Origin of the sequence: Candidatus Angelobacter sp., assembly GCA_035607015.1 — a bacterium.
GTDB lineage: Bacteria > Verrucomicrobiota > Verrucomicrobiia > Limisphaerales > AV2 > AV2.
Window position 1 is genome coordinate 1 of record DATNDF010000325.1, and the last position, 16,127, is coordinate 16,127.

The following is a 16,127-nucleotide window of genomic DNA, read 5'->3' on the forward strand; positions in this document are numbered from 1 at the left end:
CGGGGCTTGCTGCGTGACGCGAAAGAGCCCTTTTACGATTGAACCAAACAGTATTTCACCGGGCCGCCATGTTTTACCTCCAACTGCGCAACGAACTCTGGAAACTGTTCGGCAAAAAGCGGACCTACATCGGATTCCTGATGTTTCTGCTGGCGCAGAACGTCATCATTCTGATCTTCCGGTTCACCAACGGGCCGCGCGTGAGCATGATGCGGACACTGGAGGGTAACGGGTACCTCGCGGGGGAGTTCATTTCGGCGCTCACGGTCGCGACGTTTATACTCCTGCCCATCGCGTGCATCCTGCTGCCGCTCTACGTTTCGCTGATCGGCGGTGATCTGGTGGCGAAGGAGGCAGAAGACGGGACTTTGCGGATGATTCTATCGCGGCCGATTTCGCGCCTGCGGTTGCTGCTGCTGAAATGGCTGGCGGGCGCGATTTTCTCCCTGATCCTGGTGCTGGCGCTGGGTTTATTCGGGGGCGTCTTCGGTTCGCTCTGGTTTCCGTGGAAAGGTCTGTTTGTGTTCATTCCCGGCGAACTATTCAGTGTGTTCGACGCCCGGGGAGGGCTGGAACATTACGGGGCGGCTCACCTGCTCATGGTTGCAAATGCCTTCACCATCATGGGACTGGCGTTCATGTTTTCGTGCTTCAACGTCAAACCGGCAGCGGCAACCATACTCGCGCTCTCGTTCGTGTTCGTCAGTTTTATCATGCAGAATATTCCCTACTTTCACGACCTGCAGCACTGGTTCCTCACCTATCACCTGAACGTCTGGCGGTTTATGTTCGCTCAACCCATTCCGTGGTGGAGGGTTGGTGAATCGCTCAGCGTTCTCCTGGGATTCAACCTGACGTTTCTGGTCGTCGGCGTGACCGCGTTTCAAGTGCGCGATATCAAGTCATGACTTGATTTGCGGTCCGGGCCGCGATCAACGGGGTTGACGGAAAGCCCCGCGTCCGGGACACGAGCCCACGATGAGTTCCGGCGCCGAGGATCAGCCTCCTCCGCTGGCAAGCTCCTCGTTGGTGGCTACATTGAAGATCTTGAACTGTTCCGCATGCAGCGCAGGATCAGAACGGAAAAGCAGTTTGCCAAAGTAGCGTTTCTCCATTTCAGTGATCAATTTCTCGTCCTCCGTCCGCAGCCGCTGGAGGACGCTGGGATGGACGACAATGCGCAGCTGGAAGTCGGACTCGTCGCGCGAGCGTTTCTTCAGGATTTCGCCGAGCTTGCGCTGGATTTCCACGCTCATGGTGAGGGAGCTCTTCACCTTGCCGCGGCCTTTGCAATACGGGCAGTCATCGTACACCGACGCACGCACGCTTTCAGTGTGGCGCTGGCGTGTCATTTCCATCAGGCCAAGCTGTGAAATGGGCAGGATGTGCGTCTTGGCGCGGTCCCGTTTGAGCCCTTCTTTCACGCGTTGATAGACGGATTGCTGGTCGCGGCGGGATTTCATGTCGATGAAATCGAGCACGATCAGACCGCCCATGTTGCGCAGGCGGAGCTGGCGGCAGATTTCGTCCGCGGCTTCCAGGTTGACCCGGACGATTGTGGACTCCTGGTCCTTGCTGCTTTTGTGCCTGCCGGTGTTGACGTCGATGGCGACAAGCGCCTCGGTTTCGTCAATGACAATATAGCCGCCGCTCTTCAAATGGACCTGCCGGGCGAAAGCGGATTCAAGCTGGCGCGTGATGCTGAACCGGTCGAACACCGGCTGCGAGTCGGTGTACAGTTTGACCTTGGAAATTGACCGCTTGGAAATACGCCCGATCATTTCGCGAACGCGGTCATATTGTCGCGGGCTGTCGATGACAATGCGCTCGACGTCCTCGGTGAGGAAGTCGCGCACGGTGCGCTCGATCAATTCAGGTTCCTGGAACACGCAGGTGGCCGAGGGCTGGCGGTTGATCTTTTCCTGGATTTGCTTCCACTCATCGATCAGCAGCGCCAGGTCGCGCACGAAGTAGCGTTTTTGCTGACCTTCACCGACGGTGCGGATGATGACTCCCATGCCTTCGGGAATGCTGAGTTCCCGCAAGGTTTTTTTCAGGCGCTGGCGTTCCTCATGATTTTCGATTTTGCGGGAGATGCCGCTTTGGTCGGAATTGGGGAGCAGCACCAGATAACGCCCGGGCAGGGCAAGGTTGGTCGTCACTCGGGGGCCCTTGGTGCCGATTGGCCCCTTGGTCACCTGCACGATGATATCACTGCCGGGCGGGTAAAGGCGTGGAATGTCCCGCTGCGTGATGCGCGGTTTGTCGCGTTTGCGCCCTTCGCGCTCCACGATCTCGACGCTGCTGTCAAAATTACTGGGAACGATGTCCCAATAGTGCAGGAAGGCGTTCTTCTCGAAACCGATGTCCACAAAGGCGGCTTTCAGGCCGTCTTCGAGGTTTTTGACCTTGCCCTTGAAGATGCTGCCGACAAGGCGCTCATCGCTGGTGCGTTCAATGGTGAACTCCTCGAGCTTGCCTTCTTCGAGCACGGCGACGCGCGTCTCAAGCGACTCGGCGTTGATGATGACCTCCTTGTGAATCTTCTTCTCGGGTTTGATGAATTTCTGGACCTTCTTAATGACCCGGTTGGCGACCACCTTGATCGCGTCAACGATGCCCTGCGGCGGCTGTTCTTTAACCTTCACCGGCTCGTAGCCGGCGTCGTCTTCCTTTACCTCGGCCGGGATGGCCAGGTCTGGCTCGCGAAAATCACGCTTTCTCACTTCGCCCGGTCCGGGCGGCGCCGCAGCGGAGGCGTCAGCCGGGAGTCCGGCGGCAATGTTTTCCGACCGCTGGATTTCGCGTTCGTGACGGGCCCTGTCGAAGACGGATTCCTCGCTCGGTTTTTCGCCGAGCGCCTGGGCGCGGGCCTCGCTGGCGGCACGGTCCGGACGCTGGACCTGGGATGACATTCCGCCGCTGGGGCGGAACCGGTGACCGCCGCGACGGCGGCGGGAAAAGTTTCTTTCACTCATACTCAATAGTTTCTCCGATAGAGGTGCACGTTTTGCAGGATGCCTGCGGCGATCAACGAGCAAATCACTGAAGATCCGCCGTAACTGAGCAGCGGCAGTGGAATGCCCGTCACGGGCATCAAGCGAATGTTCATGCCGATATTGATGAAGACATGACTGAAGAGCAGTGTGACCACTCCCACCGCCAGCAATTTGCCCAGGCGGTCGCGCGCCTGGCCGGCAATGCGGATTCCGGTGAACAAAACCACGGTGTAGAGGGAGAGGACGAGCACACTGCCCAGGAAACCTTTCTCCTCGGCAATCACAGAGAAAATAAAGTCGTTGTGGGCGACGACGGGCGGCAGGTAACCGAGCGCGATCTGCTGGCCCTGGCGCCACCCTTTGCCCCAGAAACCGCCCGAACCGACCGAAATCAGCGCCTGTCGGACGTTCCAGGAATCATTGCGTTCCTGCAGTCGAGCCTTCTGGCGTTCGGTTTCGGTGTTCTTGTCGGCGGCGAAATCGCGGCCGAAATAAACCCACAACCGTCGCCGCTGGTAATCCTCCAGCTTGATCTGCCAGTTGGACGGCGCGAACAAAATGTCCGCCAGCAAGAGCGCCACCAGAACTCCGACCGTGCCGACCAGGCGCAGCAGAAAACGGGGCGGGACGCCGGCCACGTAGGTCATTACCAGGCCGACCGGCAGGAGCACCAGGGAGGAGCCAAGGTCCGGCTCCTTCAAAATGAGCAGGAATGGCAGAAGCGTGAGCCCCACGGCCTTTACGAAGACATACGGCTGGCGCAGCTCCTCACCCGGGCGGCTTAGAAAATGGGCCTGGATAAAAATGAACGAGAGTTTTGCAAACTCCGATGGTTGTAACTGGAAAAAGCCCAGGTCAATCCACCTTCGCGCGCCAAGACGGTAGGCACCGATGTGCGGAAGCAACACAGCGATCAACAGCAGAATCGTGCCCCAGTAGGCGATGAGCGCCCAGCGGGACAACGAATGATAGTCAACCAGGCAGACGGCAATCGCGCCGCCGATCCCCATCGCGTACCAGATGATCTGGCGGACATAAAACGCGTTATACCAGGCGGTGGTTTCCGTCGGCGGTTTGGCGCTGTAAATGAACGACACGCCGATGACCATCAGACCGAGAACGGCCACGATCATCTGCCAGTCCACGCGCGATTGACGCTCGTTGAGGTGCGGTTCAAACATGACTAATTCTTTGCCAAAGATTCCGGTTTTTTTGACTTCGGTCCAGATTCACGCTTCTGCAACACGCGGTAGATCTGTTGCGCCAGCGGGGCGCACGTTTCGCCCCCGGATCCACTCATGCCTTCATCGCGCTCAACCATCACAATGACCGTGTAGCGCGGATGTTCATAAGGCGCGAAGGAGGCAAACCAGACTGTATGGCCGACAATTTTGCGCCCTTGCATAATCTGGGCCGTCCCGGTCTTGGCGCAAATCTGCATGCCTGGCACAAAAGCGCGCTTGCCGGTGCCGTCGGGATCATGCACGTCGGCGTGCATGGCCTCACGGATGATGTCGAGACTGCGGCGACTCACATTCAAATTGTCCCGCACCCGGGCGGTCGGATAGTTGACTGGTTGATTGTCGCTGAACGGATCCTGCGGCTCGATGCGGGCGACGAGACGCGGCCAATAAACCGTGCCGCCGTTGGCAATGGCCGAGATCAACACGGCCACCTGCAACGGCGTGACGGCAATTTCACCTTGGCCGATGCACAGGTTTGCAGTGTTCCCGTCGAACCATGCCCCTCCCATGTTGGCCTGTCGCCATTCGCGCGTCGGCAGGGTGCCCGCGGAGTCCTGCCAGGTCGGGACTCCGCTGCGTTCGCCGAGGTGAAGGCGCTTGCCGATTTCCAGAATGCGGTCCACACCCGCTTTGAGTCCGTTGGTGATGAAATAGGTATTGCTTGATTTGATGAGGGCGCGTTGGAAGTCATACTCGCCCGGGGAGGCAAGATCCCTGACCTTGTGCCGCCCCACGAAAATATGACCATGCCAGGGTTCCGCCGGGTCGGGCGGATTAAAGATCTTTTCCTTCGGATTCAATCCGGCTTCGAGCGCAGCCATGGCAACCACGGTTTTGAAAATCGAGCCCGGCTCGTAGACGCCGGCGGTGGCGCGGTTGATTTGCGGGCGCAGCTTCGGATCATCCAACGCGTGAAACTCGTCGCTGGAAAGACCTTGAATGAATTCGTTGGGGTCGAACGTCGGGCTCGATGCGACGGCGAGCAAGTCGCCATTCGTCGGGTCCATGACCACGACCGCTCCCCGCGTATGCGCTCCCTCGGGGCCCGAGCGCAGGGCCTGTTCCGCGGCCTTTTGAATCTCCAGGTCGATTGTCAGATGGACGTTCTGGCCCGCGTCAGCCGCGTTCCATATGTTCTCGGACTGGCGATAGCCAAGACTGTTGACAAGAACTGATTTGGCACCCGTCTTTCCGCGCAATTGCTCGTCCAACGCGCCCTCAACACCGGTGGCGCCCTTGAAATCCGGCATCCGGTAATTGAAGAAAATGTCCTCGTCCGCGGCCGAGTCGCTGCGGAGCAGGTAGCCGATCAGGTGCGCGGCCGTGGAGTGGTGCGGATAAACACGCACTGGTTGAACGTCGAGGTCAAAGCCGGGGAGACTCGCGGATTGCTCCGCAAACAGGGCGACTCGTTGTGGGTTCAGGTCTTGCAGGACCGGCATCGGCAGAAAGAGGCGCTGGCCGTAGTGTTCGAGAAACTGTTTTTCATTCAACGCCTGCGGCAGCTGCAGGAAGGACGTGACACGCCATACGAGGTTGCTGACGACCCGATGACGGGTCAGTTTGCCCAGTTCAATTCGCTGATTGCGCGTCAGTCGCGCCTTTTTGTTCGTTCGCGTAATCTGGGCGGTGATCCAATTCAAATTATTGCTGTACGCGCTCTGGAAATAAGGGCGTAACTCGTCGAGGTAGAGATTGACATTGTAGCTGGGACGATTTTCCGCAAGCGCGATGCCGCCGGCATCAAAAATCTTCCCGCGAATCGCCGGAATACGCACCGTGCGAAACGACTGGTTGATCTGACTGGTCCGGTAACGTCGGGCTGAAAGCACCTGAACATACCACAATCCGACGAGCAGGATGCCCAGCCCGGACAAGACGCAGGCGGCCAGCACCTGCAACTGCCGGTCGCTTTTTCTGAGTTGGTCGAAGATCAGCATTCTGTCTCAGTAATCCACATGGGGGCCGCGGTCACGTTTGATCTCACGGTCCGGACGGAAGCTTGTCTGCGATTGCGGTCGATAGTTGAACGCCCGGTTGAAACGGTCGAAGAAATGGAAGAGCACCGGTGTGAACATCGCGCCGCCCAGCGCCATGACCAGCCACTGCCATAACGACGACCAGCTCAAGAGCGGATCCGCGCCCGCGCCGATCAGTGACAATACGGTGAGCAGCGGCACAACGGCGCTCGCAGTCAGACCCAGCATGAACTGCGCGTAAATCTGCTCGCGCAAAATCAAATCACGGCAATAATGAATGACCAAACCGACGACGAACAACGGCAGCACGCTGATTCCGAGTGGATTCGCGGAGAGAGAATCGAACCAAAACCCGCCCAGAGTCGTCACCAGCGCGACGGTTGACAGGGTGGTGCTCAAACTCGCATAGACCACCAGGGCCGGCAAAAGGTCGATCTGAGCGCCGAGCAGGGTTCGCAGGCCGCGAAAGTAGGATTCCGCAAAGACCGCCAGAAAAGCGACCAGCAGAATCGCCAGAGTGTTCAACCAGTTCATTGTAGCAGCACCCACACCTCTTCCAGGCGATCAAGGTTCACCGCCAGTTTCACGCGGGCCTCGAGATTCAGCCCAAAGTCGTTGGTTCGCACGTCCACGATTTGACCGACCAGAATTCCCTTTCGAAAAATGCCACCGTCACCGCTGGTCAGCACCGACTGGCCCGGCTTCAACAAGCTGCCGCCGGGGACGTAAACCAGGTCCACGAGCGTCCGGTCCAGGGTGGAAGGGCTCGGTTGAACAATCCCCTTGGCAACTATGCTTTTGTCACGCGGTTCCAGAACCTGCGCGGAGAAGCGGCAGTTGGGATCGCCGACCATCGCGACGCGCGATCGATCGATGCCGACTTCCGAGATACGGCCGACGAGTCCGTCCGCGGTAATCACGGTCATGTTGGTGCGGATGCCTTCAGGGTCGCGGCTGCCCGCGTCGATGATGAGGGTGCGCCACCAATTTGCGGGGTCCTGGCCGATGACACGTGCGAGTTTCAATTGCCAGGGAATGCGTTGCTTCCAGTTCAGTGCCTGGCGCAATCGTGCGTTTTCACGCCAGGCCTCCTGAACCTGCATAAGCTGTTCGCGTAACTGCTGGTTCTCCTTGCGCAAATTCGAGATTTCCTTGGAGAGCGTACTGCGCGGCGCAAGAGAATTGGCGGCTTGGTCAATCAGATTTTGCGTGGAGCCGGCCATGCCAAAGAGGGGCAGAAAAAGCCCGCCGACGGCGAGTTTGAGGCGCTCCGCCTTCCGGTCGGGCAGGTTGAGAACAACGAGCACGACCAGCAGGACCCAACCGAATGTCATGTAATACTGCCGTTTCAACATCTGTCACCCCGTCGTAACAACGGGGCGAACGCAATCCCGACCGCCTTGAACGGGTCAGGTTCGGCTGGAGGAAGCAACTCGCTTGAGAAATTGGAGTTCCTGCAACACCCGGCCGGTGCCTTCGGCAACGGCGGTGAGAGGATCATCCGCAATGTGGACCGGCAGGCCGGTTTCTTCGGCCACCAATCGGTCAATGCCACGCAGCAGTGAACCGCCGCCCGCCATGACAATGCCGCGATCCACGAGATCGGCGGACAATTCAGGCGGACAACGTTCCAAAGTGATGCGAATGGACTCCAAAATACTGGTCAGAGGCTCCTTCAGGGCTTCCCGGATTTCCTCGGAACGGACGGTGAGGGTTTTCGGCAACCCGGCGCTCAAATCGCGCCCTTTGACCTCCATGGTCAATTCCTGTTCCAAAGGAAAGGCCGAGCCGATGCGGATCTTTATTTCTTCCGCAGTGCGTTCGCCAATCATCAAGTTATAGGCACGTTTCATGTAGGCGACGATGGTTTCATCGAACTCGTCGCCGCCAACCCGGAGGCTCCGGCTGAACACGATCCCAGCCAGGGAAATGATCGCGATTTCACAAGTGCCGCCTCCGATATCGACGATCATGTTGCCAGCCGGTTCGTGGACCGGCAGACCGACGCCGATCGCGGAGGCCATCGGTTGTTCGATCAGATAAACCTCGCGCGCTCCGGCGTGTGTGGCGGAATCTTTGACGGCCCGCTTTTCCACCTCGGTGATACCCGACGGCACCGCGACCACGACCCGGGGAGCGATCAGTTTGCGATGGTGAACCTTCTGAATGAAATGCCGCAGCATGGATTCAGTTATTTCAAAGTCGGCAATCACGCCGTCTTTCATGGGGCGGATGGCGACAATGTTGCCGGGAGTGCGGCCGAGCATGCGCTTGGCTTCTTCTCCGACAGCCAGAACATTCGTCGTTCCCGCCTGAATGGCAACCACCGAAGGTTCACGCAAAACAATCCCCTGATCACGAACATAAACGAGGGAATTCGCGGTCCCAAGATCTATCCCAATGTCATTGGAAAACAGACTCTTAAGTTGCGCGAACATGGATTGTGCCTAGCACCGTAACACCTTAAATGTGACTCCGCGTGACGGTCAAGACTATTAACAGGTTGTTCACCAGTGTTGGAGGTCCGACCGAAACGGGAGAGACTTTCAGGCGTTCTGGCAGCTAAAGGCAAGTGGTGCCAGAGGAGGGATTTGAACCCCCGACCAAAGGCTTATGAGTCCTCTGCTCTACCACTGAGCTACTCTGGCACGCGCGAAAGACAATCATTTGCGGACGCGTTGCGGTCTGTCAAACGGAATGATGCCCCCAACATGTTCCCGTGCAGGACCGAGGACAATCCGAGAGAGCCGCAAAAGTGCTTTACACCTACTTTCGCGAAACTTAGACTCGCTCCCTCTTAAAAAAATAACCGATGAAATTGGCGGACAGTATGGAAGAAAAAACGAAGATGATTCAAGATTTTCGGATTCACGAGCGGGACACCGGTTCGGCGGACGTGCAGATCGCCTTGTTGACGCAGCGCATCAATCATTTGACCGATCATTTGCAGAAGAACGTCAAGGACCACAGCTCAAGACGGGGTCTGCTCAAGATGGTCGGCCAGCGCCGGCGGTTGCTCGACTATCTCCACACCGCGGACGCCGGCCGTTATCAGGCGCTTACCCGGAAGCTTAAGCTTCGCAAGTAGTCCCGGTTTGCGGGAATGATCTTCCGCGCTTCCATTTCATCTATTTCGGGCGGGCAATTCGCTTGCAACACCCGGCGAACGAATCGGAGAAAACGCGACCTGATTCATCCCGCCCGCTCCAAACAAAAAACAAATCGCGTGTAAATAAATGCCCGTTGGCACTGGGAAATTTCATTCGCCGGCGAATTGAGCGCCAGCGAATGAAGTTCCTCCGGGTCAACGGGCATAAAGCAACATTATGCCAGACAAAACCTCGGTCCAGGTAGGAGCCCAGCAAATTCACATCGAAACCGGCAGACTCGCCAAGCAGGCGGATGGCGCCGTCACCGTCCAGCTCGGCGAGACCATTGTCATCGTCGCCGCCGTCGCCGCCTCGAACGCGAAAGCGGGCCAGGATTTTTTTCCGCTTACCGTGGACTACCGCGAAAAGGCTGCCGCCGCCGGCAGGTTTCCCGGCGGTTATTTTAAACGCGAAGGCCGGCCGACGGAAAAGGAAATCCTCACCTGCCGGATGATTGACCGGCCCATCCGGCCCTTGTTTCCCAAGGGATGGTACAATGAGGTCCAGGTCCAGAGCATTTTGTTGAGCGCCGACGGCGAGAACGACCCGGACATCCTCAGCATCATCGGGGCTTCGGCGGCGCTGATGGTCAGCGACATTCCGTGGGCCGGGCCTCTGGGGGCCGTTCGCGTGGGTCGAATCAAGGGACAGTTCGTCGCCAACCCGACCCACGTGCAGATGGCCGAAAGCGATCTCGACCTGGTTTATGTCGGCAACGAAAAGGAACTGGTAATGTTCGAGGGGAGCGCCAAAGAAATTGCCGAGGCGGACTTCAATGCGGCGCTTCAATTCGGCCACGAGTGTTGTCAGCCGGTCATCGCCGCCCAAAAAGAACTCTCCAGCCGCGCCGGCAAATCGAAACGCGCCGTCGTGGTAAAAGTCGTCCCCGAGGAAATCCTCAACGAGGCCAAGAAGCTGGCCGGTGACCGCATGGCGCCCGCGTTATTGACACCGGGCAAACTGGCGCGTGAAGCGGCGGTAAAAGCGCTCACGGATGAAGTCGGCGTCAAGCTGGTTGAGAAATTCGGTGCTGAAAAAGTAACGGAGTTTGTCCTCAAGGATGCCTTTTATTATCTCCAGAAGGAAGCCGTCCGGGGTTTGATCATGGACAATAAAAAACGGCTTGATGGCCGTGGCTTCGATGACATTCGGGCGATCGGATGCGAGGCCGGTCTGCTGCCACGCGCGCACGGTTCGGCGTTGTTCAGTCGCGGTGAAACGCAGGCGCTCGTGCTGGCCACTCTCGGGACATCCGAAGACGCACAGGAATTCGATTCCTACACCGGCGGGGAAAGCGAGAAGCAGTTCATACTTCATTACAACTTTCCGAACTTTTCCGTCGGCGAGACCGGCCGCATCAGTGGACCGGGGCGTCGCGAGATCGGCCATGGCGCCCTGGCCGAACGTTCCATCGAACCCATGGTTCCGTTTAAGGAATTCCCCTACACGGTGCGCGTTACCTGCGAAATCATGGAATCGAACGGTTCGACTTCGATGGCGTCGGTGTGCGGCGGCAGCCTGGCGCTGATGGACGCCGGCGTGCCTTTGATCCGTCCAGTCGCCGGCATCAGCATCGGAATCTGCACGGACACCGGCGAACAGGGCGGTGGCTCGCGCTATCAGTTGCTCACTGACATCATCGGCTGGGAGGACGCGTTTTGCGACATGGATTGTAAAATCGCGGGAACCGACAGGGGCATCACTGGTTTTCAGCTCGATCTCAAACTTCCCGGTCTCCCTCACCAATGGATGACCGAGGCCGTGGAAAAAGCCCGCATTGCCCGCCTTGCCATCCTGAAGCGGATGGCGGAAACACTTGCCGCGCCAAGATCCGATTTGAGCAAATACGCCCCGCGCATCATTACGCTCAAAATCAATCCGGAGAGAATTGGTGAATTGATCGGTCCCGGCGGCAAGAACATCAAACGCATCGTCGAGGAATCAGGATGTGAGATCAACATCGAGGACGACGGAACGGTGAAGATATACTCCGTTTCCGCCGAAGGGATGAAGATTGCTCGCGAATCCGTCGAGAGCATGATGGCGGAAATTGAAGTGGGCAAAATATATCGGGGCAAGGTCGTGACGATCAAAGAATTCGGCTGCTTCGTCGAGATTTTCCCGGGCAAGGACGGTCTGGTGCATATCAGCGAACTGGCAAACTTTCGCGTCAAGCAGACCGAGGACATCGTCAAGATGGGCGATGAGATCTGGGTTAAATGTGTGGGCATCGATGACAAGGGCCGGGTGAAACTCTCGCGCAGGGCCGCGATGGAAGAACGCGATAAAGAGATGGCTGGGAAGAGTTGATCGGTCTCGCGGTGCAATTGAGGCGGGCGGATTTCCGGCTCGCCTTTTTTTGTTGAACTGGCGCGTTGTCAGGGCCGTTTGCGATCAAGCGCCCGCGGCAGCTCCGCGCGCGGCGCACACGTGTGCTTGCAAATCCGGCCACCGGTCAGTTAAATGCGAGACGTGCCACAACAACAAACTCTGCGGGAAACGGCCGCCTTTGAGGGGGTGGGGTTGCACAGCGGCAGTCCCGTCAGCATGACTTTTCTTCCAGCACCCCCGAATACCGGAATCCGTTTCCGGCGGGTTGACCTGGAAGGCCGGCCTGAAATCGAGGCGCGAATCGAGAATGTAGGCGACACCACTCGTTCAACCACGCTTTCCAAGGGCAACATTCGGATTCACACCGTCGAACACGTCATGGCGACGTTTGCCGGCTATGGCATCGACAACGCCATCGTCGAACTGGACGCCAACGAGCCACCGATCGCCGATGGCAGTGCGCGCGCCTACTGCAAGATGATCGAGACCGCCGGCATTGTGCCGCAGCCGGAAACGCGCCTGACCTGGAGAGTTGCGGCACCTCTGGAGTTGCAGGTTGGCGAAGCGCTTATGTCCGTCTTTCCGCACGACCGTTTGAAAATCACCTGCACAAGCGCGGACAAACAGGGGCGGTTCACGCAGTTTTACAGCGTCGAGATTTCACCGGAAATTTGGGAACGCGAACTCGCCCATGCGCGGACTTTTTGCTTTTACGAGGAGATCGAATTCCTGATCAAGAACGGGCTGATCAAGGGGGGCAGCCTGGAAAATGCGGTGGTCATTCGTGACGATGCCGTGTTGACCACCGAGCCGTTGCGGTTTCCTGATGAATTCGTCCGCCACAAGATGCTGGATATTCTCGGAGATCTGGCGCTGGTGGGACGGCCTCTGCAGGGGCACGTGGTTGCGGTCAAACCCAGCCACACGGCCAATTGCGAACTCGCGCGAACGATCAACGCGCAAATGCGCCGGCCGCTCGCCGCCGCCCAGACCTTCTCGCCCCCGCCGCCCAGACCTTCCAGTCCTCCGAACGGAGACGATACCGGGAGCACTGCCCTCGATACCGTTGCCCTGATGAGAGTGTTGCCGCACCGCTTTCCCTTTTTGATGGTGGACAAAATCACGCGAATTGAAGGCAACAAAGTCGTCGGCACGAAATGTGTCAGTATCAATGAGCCCTATTTTCAGGGGCACTTTCCGAACCATCCGATCATGCCGGGGGTGCTGCAACTGGAGGCCATTGCCCAGGTGGCGGGTGTTCTGATGCTCACGCAGCCTGACAACGCCGGAAAACCCGCCTATTTCATGTCTGCGGAAAGCGTCAAGTGGCGCAAGCCCGTTCGCCCCGGGGACTTGCTGGTCATCGAAGTTGAACTGGTCAAAATGCGCGGCAAGATCGGCAAGGCACGAGGTCAATGCTCCGTCAATAACGAGGTGGTCAGCGAGGCCGAGGTCACGTTCATGGTCGTGGATGAACAGGAACAATGACAACAACCGGATGCCGGGAAAATGCGGGGCGTGTCCGCACGGAACAGGGAGAAGCGTGCCACGCCATGACTAGCATTCATCCGTCGGCGGTTGTTCACCGCAAGTCGCAGATCGGAGCCGATTGCGAAATCGGACCGTATTGCGTCATCGGCGAGCATGTCGTCCTGGGCAAAGGTTGCCGGCTGTACTCACACGTGGTCATTGACGGGCACACGAAACTGGGGCGGAAAAATGAAATCTTTCCCTTCGTCAGCATTGGATTGAGGACGCAGGATCTGAAATGGAAGGGTGGGGCGACATTTACGGAAATCGGCGACGACAACACTTTCCGCGAACACGTGACCGTCCACAGTGCCACGGGCGACGGTGACACCACGCGGATCGGCTCAGGCAACCATCTGCTGGCCTACTCCCATGTCGCTCACGATTGTTGTCTGGGCGACCATATCATCATGTCGAACGTCGCCACGCTGGCCGGACACGTCCTCGTCGAGGATTACGCGGTTGTGGGCGGACTTGCGGCCGTGCACCAGTTCTGTCGCATTGGCAGGATGGCGATCATTGGCGGCTGTTCGAAGGTCGTGCAGGACGTGCCGCCGTTCATGCTGGCGGACGGCAACCCGGCGGAGACCCGCACCATCAACAAGGTCGGTTTGGACCGCAACGGCGTATCGGAAGAAGTGCAGGGCGTGTTGAAGCAGGCTTACAAGGTCTTATTTCGCGAGGGACTGACCATACCGAATGCGCTGGCCCGCATTGAAGCAGAGCTGCCGGCTTCACCGGAGTTGAAACATCTGGTCCAATTCGTCCGGGCCAGCGAGCGCGGAATCAGCAAGTAACACCATTCCGTGACGTGCTTCTCCAACGTTGACACCTTGGCGGCCGCTCCTTAATTTCTGCGCGTAAATAGCGCGCGCCCGGCCCCGACTTTACGTTTCGGGGCTTTTTGTTGCCGCGGAAAACTCGAAACTATGGCCAATACCATTCTCGTCGGCGCCCAGTGGGGCGATGAAGGCAAGGGCAAAATCATTGACGTGCTTACCGAGCAGGCCGACATCGTGGTTCGGACCCAGGGCGGCAACAATGCGGGGCACACGGTTTTCATCGGACATCAAAAATACGTCCTGCATCTCGTCCCGTCGGGCATCCTGCGCAAACGCAAAATCTGCGTCATCGGCAATGGCGTCGTGATTGACCCGGTCGGCCTCGTCGCGGAGATTGACGGGCTGCTCAAACTGGGCGTCAAGGTGGACGGCAATCTTTTAATCAGTGAGACGGCGCATCTGGTTTTGCCGTATCACCGGGAGCTGGATGCACAGCGCGAAACGTTGAAGGGCCGGAACAAGATCGGCACCACCAAGCGGGGCATCGGACCCGCTTATGGCGACAAGGCGGCGCGCACCGGCCTGCGGGTCATTGACCTCGTCAATCCCGCACGGTTCGAAACGTTGCTTCGGGAAAAGATCAAGGAGAACAATGCGGTTCTCAAGGCGTTTGGCGCAAAGCCACTCTCGTTTCAGGGTGTTCACGCCGCTTATCGCGCGGCTGGCGATCGCTTGAAACCGTTTGTCGCGAACACGGTTGTTTTGCTGCACGAGGCGGTCGGGAAGCAGAAGAATATCTTGTTCGAGGGCGCCCAGGGCACTTTCCTCGACATTGATCACGGCACGTATCCGTTCGTGACGTCGTCGAACACGACAGCCGGAGGTGCCTGCACCGGTTCGGGCGTTCCGCCGCATCGCGTGGATCGCGTGGTGGGTGTGATGAAGGCGTACACGACGCGTGTCGGTGAAGGGCCGCTGCCAACCGAGGACGCAGAGATCGCCGACATGCTGCACGCGATGGGCCGCGAGTTTGGCGCCACGACCGGGCGGGCGCGGCGCTGTGGCTGGTTTGACGCGGTGGCAACCCGGCATGCGACGATGGTCAATGGCATCGATCAACTGGCAATCACCAACATTGACGGGCTGGACTCCCGCGAGACCATCAAAGTCTGTGTCGGTTATCGCGTCGGCACGACGCGCTACGATCATGTGCCGAACGACATCGAAGAGCTGACCAAGTGCCAGCCCGTTTATGTCGAGTTTGCGGGCTGGCAAACGCCGACGGACAAGGCGCGGGGGTGGAAACAGCTTCCAGCGCGGTGCCGCGCCTATTTGAAGGCAATTTCAGAATTGACCGGGGCAAAGTTGTTCATCGCCTCTGTGGGCCCCGGGCGGGAACAAACGATCTTTCTTTAAGCGACCGGTATTGCATGAAGTCCCCGATCAAAGCCGGTACGTCCGGTCCGGCGGCGACGGTCGGCTTGGTGCAGGTGCTCGAAATCCGTGAGCGGTCGCCGGTGGAAAACCTCTATCAGTCCGGGTTGGTATGGCTTGTTACCTTCCCATTGTCGTTAGGTCTGCGATTCCTGAGCGCGGTGAGTTGCATTTTATCCGTCTTCCTTCCGGGTTTCGCTCGGACTTATTTCGAGACGCACGGACCCGGCGAGGCGTTGAAACAGGCGAAAAGATCCTGCACCGTCGCAACTCGACATCCGAACAGCCAGGGTACCACTCTGGCCAGCGAGCATCTTAATGAACTGAATCTCCTTGGCACCGAACCAAAATGAGCGCGCATCCACTTCATCTCAGCCTGCAGGCCAGGGCGGTGGTGCCCACACACGTCGCCATCATCATGGATGGCATCGGACGCTGGGCCCGGCAGCGCCACCTGCCGCGCGTTGAAGGACACCGTCACGGCGTCGAGTCGGTTCGAGCCGTTGTGCGCGCGGCGGGCGAGGCGGGCATCAAGTATCTGACGCTCTACGCGTTTTCGGTCGAGAATTGGAACCGGCCGAAAGACGAGGTGGACACTTTGATGAAGTATCTGGCCCGCTTTCTAAGGAGTGAAATCGCGGAGTTGAATCGCAATAATGTACGGCTCGAAGTGATCGGC

At 58.4% G+C, this 16,127-nt stretch carries 14 protein-coding genes and 1 tRNA gene; 8 read left to right on the forward strand and 7 right to left on the reverse strand.

The features are described from left to right. Positions 1 to 68: 68 nt before the first annotated feature. The gene (locus tag VN887_13010) at positions 69 to 908 is read left to right on the forward strand and encodes an ABC transporter permease subunit (GenBank protein ID HXT40926.1); all 840 of its coding nucleotides are present in this window, start codon (positions 69 to 71) and stop codon (positions 906 to 908) included. A gap of 90 nt (positions 909 to 998) precedes the next feature. Here the strand turns inward: VN887_13010 and VN887_13015 are convergent, their stop codons facing one another. The 7 genes from VN887_13015 to VN887_13045 form a co-directional block, all read right to left on the reverse strand. Next, on the reverse strand, positions 999 to 2,978 hold the full coding sequence (locus tag VN887_13015) for an Rne/Rng family ribonuclease (GenBank protein ID HXT40927.1): 1,980 nt from the start codon (positions 2,976 to 2,978) through the stop codon (positions 999 to 1,001). Between the two features lie 2 nt (positions 2,979 to 2,980). Next, entirely contained in the window at positions 2,981 to 4,180 is a 1,200-nt protein-coding gene (gene rodA / locus VN887_13020; GenBank protein HXT40928.1) for a rod shape-determining protein RodA, read from the reverse strand. Between the two features lie 2 nt (positions 4,181 to 4,182). Further along, entirely contained in the window at positions 4,183 to 6,183 is a 2,001-nt protein-coding gene (gene mrdA / locus VN887_13025) for a penicillin-binding protein 2 (protein HXT40929.1), read from the reverse strand. Between the two features lie 6 nt (positions 6,184 to 6,189). Then, entirely contained in the window at positions 6,190 to 6,756 is a 567-nt protein-coding gene (locus VN887_13030) for a hypothetical protein (protein ID HXT40930.1), read from the reverse strand. Further along, positions 6,753 to 7,556 carry a rod shape-determining protein MreC gene (gene mreC / locus VN887_13035; protein ID HXT40931.1) on the reverse strand — a complete coding sequence of 268 codons (804 nt, stop codon included), beginning with the start codon at positions 7,554 to 7,556 and terminating at the stop codon, positions 6,753 to 6,755. Before mreC ends, VN887_13030 begins: the two co-directional genes overlap by 4 nt. A 75-nt stretch (positions 7,557 to 7,631) precedes the next feature. Further along, on the reverse strand, positions 7,632 to 8,660 hold the full coding sequence (locus VN887_13040) for a rod shape-determining protein (GenBank protein HXT40932.1): 1,029 nt from the start codon (positions 8,658 to 8,660) through the stop codon (positions 7,632 to 7,634). Positions 8,661 to 8,795: 135 nt separating this feature from the next. Continuing rightward, positions 8,796 to 8,870: transfer RNA gene (locus tag VN887_13045), tRNA-Met, on the reverse strand. Between the two features lie 164 nt (positions 8,871 to 9,034). Between VN887_13045 and rpsO the strand changes: the two genes are divergently transcribed. The 7 genes from rpsO to uppS all read left to right on the forward strand — a co-directional run. Next, positions 9,035 to 9,310, forward strand: a complete 276-nt coding sequence (gene rpsO, locus VN887_13050; protein ID HXT40933.1) for a 30S ribosomal protein S15 — start codon at positions 9,035 to 9,037, stop codon at positions 9,308 to 9,310. Between the two features lie 238 nt (positions 9,311 to 9,548). Further along, positions 9,549 to 11,681, forward strand: a complete 2,133-nt coding sequence (pnp, locus tag VN887_13055) for a polyribonucleotide nucleotidyltransferase (protein ID HXT40934.1) — start codon at positions 9,549 to 9,551, stop codon at positions 11,679 to 11,681. A 153-nt stretch (positions 11,682 to 11,834) separates the two neighbouring features. Beyond that, complete coding sequence (locus VN887_13060; GenBank protein HXT40935.1) at positions 11,835 to 13,190, forward strand: bifunctional UDP-3-O-[3-hydroxymyristoyl] N-acetylglucosamine deacetylase/3-hydroxyacyl-ACP dehydratase; 1,356 nt, start codon at positions 11,835 to 11,837, stop codon at positions 13,188 to 13,190. Between the two features lie 65 nt (positions 13,191 to 13,255). Next, positions 13,256 to 14,029, forward strand: a complete 774-nt coding sequence (lpxA, locus tag VN887_13065; GenBank protein ID HXT40936.1) for an acyl-ACP--UDP-N-acetylglucosamine O-acyltransferase — start codon at positions 13,256 to 13,258, stop codon at positions 14,027 to 14,029. A 132-nt stretch (positions 14,030 to 14,161) separates the two neighbouring features. Next, complete coding sequence (locus VN887_13070) at positions 14,162 to 15,430, forward strand: adenylosuccinate synthase (protein ID HXT40937.1); 1,269 nt, start codon at positions 14,162 to 14,164, stop codon at positions 15,428 to 15,430. 14 nt (positions 15,431 to 15,444) lie between these two features. After that, entirely contained in the window at positions 15,445 to 15,801 is a 357-nt protein-coding gene (locus tag VN887_13075; protein HXT40938.1) for a hypothetical protein, read from the forward strand. After that, positions 15,798 to 16,127 (forward strand): polyprenyl diphosphate synthase (uppS, locus tag VN887_13080; protein HXT40939.1); only part of this gene is annotated, 330 nt, incomplete at its 3' end. The genes VN887_13075 and uppS, both read left to right, overlap by 4 nt.

Bases quoted from the DNA above. Each gene is read 5' to 3' on its own strand.
- VN887_13010 (HXT40926.1), top strand. From the start codon at position 69: ATGTTTTACCTCCAACTGCGCAACGAACTCTGGAAACTGTTCGGCAAA.
- VN887_13015 (HXT40927.1), bottom strand. From the start codon at position 2,978: ATGAGTGAAAGAAACTTTTCCCGCCGCCGTCGCGGCGGTCACCGGTTC.
- rodA (HXT40928.1), bottom strand. From the start codon at position 4,180: ATGTTTGAACCGCACCTCAACGAGCGTCAATCGCGCGTGGACTGGCAG.
- mrdA (HXT40929.1), bottom strand. From the start codon at position 6,183: ATGCTGATCTTCGACCAACTCAGAAAAAGCGACCGGCAGTTGCAGGTG.
- VN887_13030 (HXT40930.1), bottom strand. From the start codon at position 6,756: ATGAACTGGTTGAACACTCTGGCGATTCTGCTGGTCGCTTTTCTGGCG.
- mreC (HXT40931.1), bottom strand. From the start codon at position 7,556: ATGACATTCGGTTGGGTCCTGCTGGTCGTGCTCGTTGTTCTCAACCTG.
- VN887_13040 (HXT40932.1), bottom strand. From the start codon at position 8,660: ATGTTCGCGCAACTTAAGAGTCTGTTTTCCAATGACATTGGGATAGAT.
- rpsO (HXT40933.1), top strand. From the start codon at position 9,035: ATGAAATTGGCGGACAGTATGGAAGAAAAAACGAAGATGATTCAAGAT.
- pnp (HXT40934.1), top strand. From the start codon at position 9,549: ATGCCAGACAAAACCTCGGTCCAGGTAGGAGCCCAGCAAATTCACATC.
- VN887_13060 (HXT40935.1), top strand. From the start codon at position 11,835: ATGCGAGACGTGCCACAACAACAAACTCTGCGGGAAACGGCCGCCTTT.
- lpxA (HXT40936.1), top strand. From the start codon at position 13,256: ATGACTAGCATTCATCCGTCGGCGGTTGTTCACCGCAAGTCGCAGATC.
- VN887_13070 (HXT40937.1), top strand. From the start codon at position 14,162: ATGGCCAATACCATTCTCGTCGGCGCCCAGTGGGGCGATGAAGGCAAG.
- VN887_13075 (HXT40938.1), top strand. From the start codon at position 15,445: ATGAAGTCCCCGATCAAAGCCGGTACGTCCGGTCCGGCGGCGACGGTC.